Below are 9019 nucleotides of genomic sequence, written 5' to 3' on the forward strand. Positions count from 1 at the left end.
CGGCCAGCGCCTGCGCGGTGGCCAGCAGCGGCGCCGGTCCGGGCAGGCTGGTGATCAGCACGGGCGCCTCGGCCGCGACCTCCGCCAGCGTGGCGCGCGCGGTGACGCCGGCAGCGGCGGCCTCCGCACTGCGCGCCGGGTCGGTGTCGAAGCCCAGCACGCGCCAGCCATCCGCGACCAGGTTGACCGCCATGGCCCCGCCCATGATGCCGAGCCCGACGATGCCGACGACCTTCTCCATGCGTCCTCCCCCTGCACCCCACCCCCTTCGGACTCCGGGCGGGGCCATGCTATGCGGAGCCTATATGGTCGGCAGGGGGAACGCATGGCACGCATCGGCATCGCAGGTCTGGGCCGCATGGGCAGCGCCATGGCGGAGCGCCTGCTGGACCAGGGTCATGCGCTGACCGTCTGGAACCGCTCGCCCGACAAGGCGGCGCCGCTGGTCGCGCGCGGCGCCGCCCGGGCCGCCACACCGGCCGAGCTGGCGGGCGCAGCCGACGTGATCATCACCATCCTGGCCGATTCCGCCGCGCTGGAGCAGGTGTTCGGCGGCGAGCAGGGCATCCTGGCCGCCGATCTCACCGGCCGGCTGGTCATCGAGATGAGCACCGTCCGGCCGGAGGTGCAGGCAGCGCTCGCGGAGCGCGTGCGCGCCCGCGGCGGCGCGCATGTCGAATGCCCGGTGGGCGGCACCACCGGCCCTGCGCGCCAGGGCAAGCTGCTCGGCCTGGCGGGCGGCGAGGCGGCCGACGTCGCGCGCGCAAAGCCGGTGCTGGACGACCTCTGCCGTCGCGTCGAGCATGTCGGCCCGGTCGGCGCCGGCGCCTCCATGAAGCTCGCCATCAACCTGCCGCTGCTGGTCTACTACCAGGCGCTGGGCGAGGCGCTGACGCTGTGCCAGCACCTCGGCCGCGACCCGGCCTGGCTGATGGAGCTGTTCTCCGACACCTCCGGCGGGCCGAACGTGCTGAAGAACCGCGGCCCCGCCATCGCGCAGGCGCTGCAGGGCGGCGACCCGACGCCGCGCACCTTCGACGTCGATCTTGTCCGCAAGGATCTCCGCACCATGCTGGAGGAGGCGCGCGCGCTGGGCGCCGACCTGCCCGTCGTGGCGCGCGTGCTGGAGGTGTACGACGGCGCCTCGGCAGCGGGATGGGGCGGGCGCGACGCCTCCACGCTGCCGGCCTGGTGGCCCGGCCGCGCCCGCGGCTGAGTTCGACGAAGACAGCGCGGGAGGCGCGGCCATGCAGCTCGGCTTCTTCACCATGCCGATCCATCCGCTGGACAAGGACTGGCGGCAGTGCCTGCGCGAGGACCGCGAGGCCTACATCCTGGCCGACGAGCTCGGCTTCGCCGAGGCCTATTGCGGCGAGCATTCCACGGACGTCGCGGAGAACATCACCTCCTGCGCCATGTTCCTCGCCACGCTGGCGCATGCGACCAAGCGCATCCGGCTGGGCACGGGCACCGTGAACATGCCGAACACCCACCCCGTCGCGGTCGCGTCGCACCTGGCGATGCTGGACCACCTGCTGGACGGCCGGTTCATCTTCGGGATCAGCCCGGGCGGCCTGCTCTCCGACGCGGAGGCCTACGGCAACCTCGACAAGAACCGCGCCGAGATGTTTCTCGAGGCGATCGACACCGTGCTGGCCATCTGGCAGGGCGAGCCGCCCTACGACATCCAGGGCAAGCACTGGTCGGTCTCGACGCGACGCACCTACGTGCCGGAGATCGGCCAGGGCATCCTGCCGCGCCCACTGCAGCGCCCGCACCCGCCCATCGTGGTCACCGCCGTCGCGCCCTTCTCCAAGGGCGTGACCGAAGCCGCGGCGCGCGGGTGGGAGCCGATCTCCGCCAACTTCCTGATGCCGCAATGGGTGAAGACGCATTGGCCGCGCTACGTCGAGGGCTGCTCCAAGGCCGGGCGGCCGGCCGACCCCGCGAACTGGCGCGTGGCGAAGTCCATCTTCGTCTGCGAGGACGAGGCGAAGGCACGCGAGTATGTCACCGGGCCCAACAGCCCGTACCGCTTCTACTACAGCCAGCTGCTGACCAAGATGCGCAAGGGCGGGCGGCTGGAGCTGTTCAAGACGCATCGCGACCAGCCGGACGACGAGGTCACGCTAGACGCCATCTTCGACCGGCTGGTGATCTGGGGGACGCCGGACAAGGTGGCTGACGGCATCCTGGCCTTCCGCGAGGAGGTCGGCGACTTCGGCACGCTGCTCTATGCCGGCAAGGACTGGACCGACTACGAGCTCGGCCGCCGATCGATGATCCTGCTTGCGGAGAAGGTGCTGCCGCGCGTCAATGCGGCGATTGGCCCGTCGCGCCAGGCGGCCGAGTAGGCGCGCTACCGCCGCAGGCCCGGCGCCTCGATTGGCAATCCGTTCGCGCGGCTCGCCAGATAGAGCTCCAGCGCCAGGTATTCCGGCGAGCCGAAATCGAACTGCGTCGCCCGCACGCCGAGCGAGCAGGCACGCAGCCTGCGGTGCAGCGAGCCCAGGGCATTCCATTCCAGCCGGTAGGCCGGGTAGCCCGTGCCGAGACCGTTGGAGATGACGTCGCCGCGCAGTCGCCGGCCGGCATTCTCGTCGTGGCACTGCGTGCAGGCCAGGTTCAGCTGGCCCTGCCGCGTCTCGTAGAAGCGCCGCCCCGCTTCGACGAAGGGCGCCGCGGGCCCGTCCACCGCGACCGAGACCGGCATCCCGCGGGAGCGCAGCGCCACCGCGGCAGTCAGCGACAGCAGCGGCTCGCTCTCGTAGCCGAAGGCCCGCTGGGCCTGGTGCTGCGTGCGGCAGCGCTCGATGCGGCCTTCCAGGTTCAGCAGCACGCCATCGGCCGCGACGGCGGGATAGCGCGCAGCCACGCCCGCCATGCCAGCAATGTCGCCATGGCAGGACTGGCAGCTGGCCTCGCCGCGCCGCCACAGCGCCTCCCCCTCCTCCACCCAGAGCCACCCGGGATGGCGCGAGGGATCGTCCTGCTGCGCGCGCAGCTCCGGGGAAAGGAAGTCGCGCGACGGGCGGATCTCCGACGCGGCCGCGAGCGTGCCGAGCGCGGCGCAGGCGAGCAACGCCGCCGCCGGGCGGCCGATCACGCGACGACCAGGCGCGCCTCGCGCCGATAGACCGCGCCGCCATCCTCGATCCATTCGAAGACCAGGTCGCCGGTTTCGACCGCCACGGTGGTGAACTCGACATAGGGGTTGGCGGCGATGCCGGGCGAGAGGTCCATGCGGAACACCTCCTCGCCGGCATAGGTCACGCGGAAGCTGTGCAGGATCCTGCGCGGCACCGGCCTGAGGCCCGGCGCGTCGATGCCGCGGTCCATGGGGTGCCGCACCAGCACGCGGATCGGCACCACCTCGCCGCGGTGGGCCTGTTCCGGCAGGGTGATGCGGGCGGTGATGCTGCCGCTCATCTCAGCCTCCGTCCACGCAGGCGCCGAGGATGACGATCACGTCGCGGCTGGCGCGATGCACCTGGCCGGTGCTGGTCTCGGCCAGCACCAGGATGGTCTGGGTCGTGGCCAGGCGAATGCGCGTCGCGACCTCCGCTCGCCCGGCGCGCGGCGAGAGCGCGAAGCGGGCGACGCGCGGGACCGGGTTCTTCTCCGCCAGGATGTGGATGGCGGTGACGTGGTCGGTCGCCGTCATCGCGCTCTCGACCTTGATGGCGAGATCGACCGAGTTCCCGTTCTCCGAGAGCTGCGGCATGTCGATGGCAATGCCGCCGGCCACAGGCGTACGCCCGGCCAGGATGGCGCGTTCCGCGGCGGCGAAGTCCTCCTCGACCGCCGGCTGCGCGGCCACGTCCCGCGCAACGGCGGCCGCCACTGGCACGGCGAGAAGCGCGCGTCGTCGCACTGCGTTCATCGGCTCACTCCTCCAGCCCCGACAGGTACGCCACGACGTCCTCGATCTCCTGCGCGGTCAGCACCGGCCGACCGCTGTAGCGTGCATCGACATTCACCAGCCCCGCCACGCGGTGATAGGCCGGCATGACGGAAGCGGGATTCACCAGCGTCGGGTCCACGACGCGCAGCCGGATCTGCCCCGGCGTCAACCGGCTGCCCACGCCGGCCAGCGGCGGGCCGACATCGCCCATGAAGCGCTCCCGCGGATCCGGAATGGCGTGGCAGATCAGGCAGTTCGCGGTCTCCCGGTTGCGCACCACCGCCGCACCGCGGGCCCGGTCCCCGGCCAGGCCAAGCAGTGGTGCCGCGATGGCGTCGTCCGTCACCACGAAGGGCGCCACCTGGCCTGCGGCCGGCCAGGCGGCGCACAGGCCAAGCAGCAGCAGTCCCGCCGCCCTCACGCGCGGCGGAGGTCCTCGTTCTTCAGCGGCACGGAGCGGATGCGCTTGCCCGTGGCCGCGAAGATCGCGTTCAGCACCGCCGGCGCCGCGACCATGATCGTCGGCTCGCCGACGCCGCCCCAGAACCCGCCGGAGGGCATGACGATGGTCTCGACCTTCGGCATCTCGGCCAGGCGCAGCACGTTGTAGGTGTCAAAGTTGGTCTGCTCGATCGCGCCGTCCTTCACCGTGCACTCGCCGTAGAGCAGCGCGGAGAGGCCATAGACGAAGCTGCCTTCCACCTGCATCTCGATCTGCCGCGGGTTGACGGCCACGCCGCAATCCGTCGCCGCGACGATGCGGTGGATCTTCAGCTCGCCGCTGTTGCTGACCGAGACCTCGGCCGCGGCGGCGACATAGCTACCGAAGCCCATCTGCTGGGCGATGCCACGATGGATGCCGGCCGGCGGCGGGGTGCCCCAGCCGATGCGCTCCGCCACGGCGTTGAGCACGCCGAGGTGCTTCGGGTGGTTCGCCATCAGCTTCCGCCGCAGCGCCAGCGGGTCCTGGTTCGTCGCATGCGCGATCTCGTCCAGGAAGCATTCCAGGTAGATGGCGTTCTGGTTGTGGTTCACGCCGCGCCAGAAATGCGGCGGCACATGCGTGTTCCGCATCGCGTGGTCGATCAGCAGGTTGGGGAAGGTGTAGCCGATCGCGCCCTCCGTGCCGCCGGGATTCAGGCCCTGGAACTGCACGGGATCGCGCCCGTTCTGCAGCGCCGTCGGGAAGACGAAGGACAGGATGGACTGGCCGGAGATGCGCATGTGCAGCCCGGTGATCTCGCCATTCGCGTCCAGCCCGGCGGTCAGCTTGCACTTGGTGACGGGGTGGTAGCGCCCCTGCACCATGTCCTCCTCGCGCGTCCACATCGTCTTGATGGGCACACCCGGCACCTGCTTCGCGATCAGCACCGCGTCGATCAGCCAGTCATGCGTGGTGCGCCGGCCGAAGCCGCCGCCGAGGTCCATCCGGTGCACGTCCACCGCCGTCTGCGGCAGGCCCGCGGCCTGCGCCGCGGCGGCCAGCGCGGCCTCCCCGTTCTGGGTCGGGCACCAGACGTCGCAGCGCGTCGGCGTCCAGACCACCGTCGCGTTCATCGGCTCCATCGGCGCGTGGTTCTGGAACGGGTAGGAATAGACCGCCTCGATCCTGCGCGCGGCGCCGGCGATGGCCGCGCGGGCATCGCCCTGCTGGTTGCCGACGAAGGCCTCCGCCGCGTCCAGCCCCTCGGTCAGCATCGCGTCGATCGTCGCCTGCTGGACGCGCGCATTCTCGCCGCTGTCCCACTCCACCGGCAGCGCATCCAGCGCGGTCTTGGCCTGCCAGAAGGTGTCGGCGACGACGGCGACGGCGCTGTCACCGACCTGCAGCACGTGCCGCACGCCGGGCCGGCCGCGCACCGCCGCCGCGTCGAAGCTGCGCACGCGGCCGCCGAAGACCGGGCTGCGCCGCGGAACCGCCACCAGCATCCCCGGCATCTTCAGGTCGGCCCCGTAGACCAGGCGCCCCGTCGTCTTCTCCGCCGTGTCGAGACGCGGCTTGGACTGGCCGATCACCGTCCAGGCGCCCGGCGCCTTCAGCGGGACCTCGGCCGGCGGGGTCAGCCGCGCGGCCTCCGCCGCCACCTCGCCGTAGCGCAGCGTGCGGCCGGTCGGCGTGTGCGTCACCACGCTGTCGCGCGCGCTGCACTGCTCCGCCGGCACGCCCCAGCGGTTGGCCGCCGCCTGCACCAGCATGATCCGCGCCGCCGCCCCGCCGCGGCGGACATAGTCCTGGCTCTGGCGGATCCCCTGGCTGCCGGCCGTGAGGAAGGCGCCCCAGGCGCGGTTGCGCGCCAGGCTCTGGCCGGGCGTGACGTATTCCGTCGTCACCTTCGACCAGTCGCAGTGCAGCTCCTCCGCGATCATCTGGGCGAGGCCAGTGCGCGTGCCCTGCCCCATCTCGGAGCGCGCCATGCGCAGAACCACGCGGTCGTCCGGGTGGATCACCACCCAGGCGTTCACCTCCGGCACCTGGCCGGCCGGCGCGGCCTGGCCGAGCGCGCCCTTGGACGGCAGGTGGAAGCCGAGCAGGACGGCGCCGGCGGCCGCCCCCTTCATCAGCCCGCGACGGGACGGCGCAGCGTTATCGAGCGGTGCCATGATGCGCGCCTCCCTCAGCCCGTGATGCCGCCGCGGGCGGCCTGGTGGATGCCGGCGCGGACGCGGTTGTAGGTGCCGCAGCGGCAGATGTTGGTCATCGCCGCGTCGATGTCCTCGTCAGTCGGCCGCGGCTTCTCCGCCAGCAGCGCGGCGGCGGCCATGATCATGCCGGACTGGCAGAAGCCGCATTGCGGCACATCCAGCGCGCGCCAGGCGACCTGGACGGGATGGCTGCCATCCGGGGACAGGCCCTCGATCGTCACGATCTTCTGCGTCTCCGTCACCTCGGAGATCGGCAGGGTGCAGGACCGCATAACCTGCCCGTCGATGTGCACGGTGCAGGCGCCGCACTGGGCGACGCCGCAGCCGTATTTGGTGCCGGTCAGCCCGACATGGTCGCGCAGCGCCCAGAGCAGCGGCGTGTCCGGGGAGGCATTCACCTCCACCACGGTTCCGTTGACGTTCAGTCGCGCCATCCCGGTGTTCTCCCTTCCGCGCCCGCACGCCACGCATGCCGGCCATCCCTCTCACCGCGCATGTTGGCACGGGAAGCCATCCTGTGAAGGCGTGCGTGCAGCCGGACGGCCCGCCGCACGCATGGCGAGTGCCACGGCCGGCGAGGACGCCTCGCCGGCCCGGCGCCGACCGCGGTCAGGCCCCCTGGATGGCCGCGCGGAACTTCGCCGGCGTGAAGGGCACCGAGCGCAGCCGGATGCCCGTGGCGTCGAACACCGCGTTCGACACGGCCGACGGCACCACCGCCGCCGCCGGCTCCCCGGCGCCCCAGGGGCGCTCGGTGGGCCGGTCGATCAACTCGATCGTGATCTGCGGCACCTCGGGGAAGGTGATGACCTGATAGCTCGCCCAGTCGAGGCTGGTGACGGCCCCGCGGTCGAAGGTCAGCTCCTCCTTGAAGGTGCGCGACAGGGTGTGGATGATGTTGCCCTCGATCTGGCTCGTCACGCCGTCGGGGTTGATGATCTGCCCGCAGTCATGCGTGCAGAAGAAGCGCGTGACGCGGATGGCGCCCGTCCGGCGGTTGACCTCCACTTCCGCGACGGCCGCCACGTAGGTCCGCACCAGCTCGTATTTGCAGAAGGTCACGCCGCGGCCGCGCAGCACCTCGCCGCTGCGGTCGGCCTGCGGCGAGGGACGGGTCTGCCAGTTGGCGAGGCGCGCGACGCGCTCCAGCACCTCCCGCCCGCGGGTCTCGTCCTGCGGCAGAAGCCGGAGGCGATATTGCACCGGGTCGGCGCCGGCCGCCGCGGCCAGCTCGTCCAGGAAGGCCTCGCTGGCATAGGTGTTCTGCATCCGCCCGGGCGTGCGGATCCAGGACGGGCGGAAGGGCGTGGTGTCCAGCCGGTGGCAGGTCGTCTTCACCGCGGGGAAGGCGTAGGGCTGGGCAAGGTTGTGGACGATGTTGCCGGGGTGGATCTGGTTCTCCCGCGGCAGGTTGCCGAGCTCAGCCGCGGTGAGGTCCACGTTGCCGCCGGCGCCCTTCGGGATGAAGGCCTCCGCCTCCCACCCCAGGATGTTGCCCTGCGCGTCGAGGCCGGCGCGCAGGTCCACAAGGTGCGGCGGGCCCTTCGGGTCCCAGCCATGCTCGTCGGCGCGCATCCACTGCACGCGCACCGGCCGCCCGACCGCGCGGGCCAGCAGCGCGGCGTCCGCGGCCGCATCCTCGTGACCGTTGCGGCCGTAGCAGCCCGCACCCTCCATGTAGATGCAGCGCACCTGCTCCACCGGCATCGCCAGCATCATCGCCAGCTGCTTGCGCAGGTTGTGCGTCGCCTGGCTGGCCGACCATGTGGTCAGCCGCCCGCTCTCGAACTGCGCCACCGCGCAGGACGGGCCCATGGAGGCGTGGCTGTTGATGCCGAAATCGTAGGTCGCCTGCACCCGCCGCGCGGCGCCGGCGATGGCCTGCGCCGCGTTGCCGCGGTCGCTCGTCACCTGCACCTGCGCCACCGGCGTGGCGCGCACATGCTCCCACAGCCGTGCCTGGTCCGGCAGGCCGGCCCAGCTGGACCAGCGCACGCGCAGCTCCTTCGCCGCGCGGATCGCCGACCACTCGCTTTCCGCGACGACGCCGACGAAGGCGCCCTGGTGCACCACGCGGACGATGCCGGGAATATGGCGGATGCTCGCCTCGTCCACCGCCTCCGCCACCGCGCCCATCGCGGGCGGGCGGACCGGGCGGCCGTGCAGCATGCCGGGCAGGCGGAAGTCGTGGACGTAGTCGAAGCGGCCGAAGACCTTGTCCGGGATGTCCACGCGCGCGACGGTGCGCCCGACGATCCGGCGCGCCTCCGGCGGCTTGATCGGGGCATTGGCATCCACCGCCAGCTCCAGCCGGCCGGTGCCGACCAGCTCAGCGAAGGTGGCGCGCCGGCCACCGGGGGCGAGCACGGCGCCATCCTCCACCCGCAGCTCGCCGGCCGCCACGCCGAAGCGCTGCGCGGCGCGGCTCAGCAGCTCGCGCCGCAGCGTCGCAGCCGCGGCGCGCAGCTGCAC

Annotated in this window: 10 protein-coding genes; 2 read left to right on the plus strand and 8 right to left on the minus strand. The window is 72.2% G+C overall.

All coding sequences use genetic code 11. From position 1 onward, the window contains the following. Nucleotides 1-241, minus strand: a 241-nt coding sequence (locus OZN99_RS18720) for an NAD(P)-binding domain-containing protein (protein ID WP_270936786.1), incomplete at its 3' end; no start/stop codon positions are given. A gap of 84 nt (nucleotides 242-325) precedes the next feature. Between OZN99_RS18720 and OZN99_RS18725 the strand changes: the two genes are divergently transcribed. Next, nucleotides 326-1216, plus strand: a complete 891-nt coding sequence (locus OZN99_RS18725) for an NAD(P)-dependent oxidoreductase (protein ID WP_270936787.1) — start codon at nucleotides 326-328, stop codon at nucleotides 1214-1216. Nucleotides 1217-1247: 31 nt separating this feature from the next. Next, nucleotides 1248-2354 carry an LLM class flavin-dependent oxidoreductase gene (locus tag OZN99_RS18730; protein WP_270936788.1) on the plus strand — a complete coding sequence of 369 codons (1107 nt, stop codon included), beginning with the start codon at nucleotides 1248-1250 and terminating at the stop codon, nucleotides 2352-2354. Nucleotides 2355-2359: 5 nt separating this feature from the next. Here OZN99_RS18730 and soxA read toward each other — a convergent pair whose 3' ends face one another. The 7 genes from soxA to OZN99_RS18765 all read right to left on the minus strand — a co-directional run. Further along, nucleotides 2360-3106, minus strand: a complete 747-nt coding sequence (gene soxA / locus OZN99_RS18735) for a sulfur oxidation c-type cytochrome SoxA (RefSeq protein ID WP_270936789.1) — start codon at nucleotides 3104-3106, stop codon at nucleotides 2360-2362. Then, nucleotides 3103-3429, minus strand: coding sequence for a thiosulfate oxidation carrier complex protein SoxZ (locus OZN99_RS18740; RefSeq protein WP_270936790.1), 327 nt, complete (start codon nucleotides 3427-3429; stop codon nucleotides 3103-3105). The genes soxA and OZN99_RS18740 overlap by 4 nt, the downstream gene beginning before the upstream one ends. A gap of 1 nt (nucleotide 3430) precedes the next feature. After that, a complete protein-coding gene (locus OZN99_RS18745; protein WP_270936791.1) occupies nucleotides 3431-3883 on the minus strand; it encodes a thiosulfate oxidation carrier protein SoxY in 453 nt (150 codons plus the stop codon). 4 nt (nucleotides 3884-3887) lie between these two features. Further along, the gene (gene soxX / locus OZN99_RS18750) at nucleotides 3888-4325 is read right to left on the minus strand and encodes a sulfur oxidation c-type cytochrome SoxX (RefSeq protein WP_270936792.1); all 438 of its coding nucleotides are present in this window, start codon (nucleotides 4323-4325) and stop codon (nucleotides 3888-3890) included. After that, nucleotides 4322-6505 carry a xanthine dehydrogenase family protein molybdopterin-binding subunit gene (locus OZN99_RS18755; protein ID WP_270936793.1) on the minus strand — a complete coding sequence of 728 codons (2184 nt, stop codon included), beginning with the start codon at nucleotides 6503-6505 and terminating at the stop codon, nucleotides 4322-4324. The genes soxX and OZN99_RS18755 overlap by 4 nt, the downstream gene beginning before the upstream one ends. A 14-nt stretch (nucleotides 6506-6519) precedes the next feature. After that, nucleotides 6520-6981 (minus strand): (2Fe-2S)-binding protein, encoded by a 462-nt coding sequence (locus tag OZN99_RS18760; RefSeq protein WP_270936794.1) that lies wholly within the window; start codon nucleotides 6979-6981, stop codon nucleotides 6520-6522. 175 nt (nucleotides 6982-7156) lie between these two features. Further along, nucleotides 7157-9019, minus strand: a 1863-nt coding sequence (locus tag OZN99_RS18765; protein ID WP_270936795.1) for a xanthine dehydrogenase family protein molybdopterin-binding subunit, incomplete at its 5' end; no start/stop codon positions are given.

The organism is Falsiroseomonas oryzae, assembly GCF_027856955.1.
GTDB classification, from domain to species: domain Bacteria; phylum Pseudomonadota; class Alphaproteobacteria; order Acetobacterales; family Acetobacteraceae; genus Falsiroseomonas; species Falsiroseomonas oryzae.

Bases quoted from the DNA above. Each gene is read 5' to 3' on its own strand.
- OZN99_RS18745 (WP_270936791.1), bottom strand. From the start codon at position 3,883: ATGAACGCAGTGCGACGACGCGCGCTTCTCGCCGTGCCAGTGGCGGCC.
- OZN99_RS18725 (WP_270936787.1), top strand. From the start codon at position 326: ATGGCACGCATCGGCATCGCAGGTCTGGGCCGCATGGGCAGCGCCATG.
- OZN99_RS18755 (WP_270936793.1), bottom strand. From the start codon at position 6,505: ATGGCACCGCTCGATAACGCTGCGCCGTCCCGTCGCGGGCTGATGAAG.
- OZN99_RS18730 (WP_270936788.1), top strand. From the start codon at position 1,248: ATGCAGCTCGGCTTCTTCACCATGCCGATCCATCCGCTGGACAAGGAC.
- OZN99_RS18740 (WP_270936790.1), bottom strand. From the start codon at position 3,429: ATGAGCGGCAGCATCACCGCCCGCATCACCCTGCCGGAACAGGCCCAC.
- OZN99_RS18760 (WP_270936794.1), bottom strand. From the start codon at position 6,981: ATGGCGCGACTGAACGTCAACGGAACCGTGGTGGAGGTGAATGCCTCC.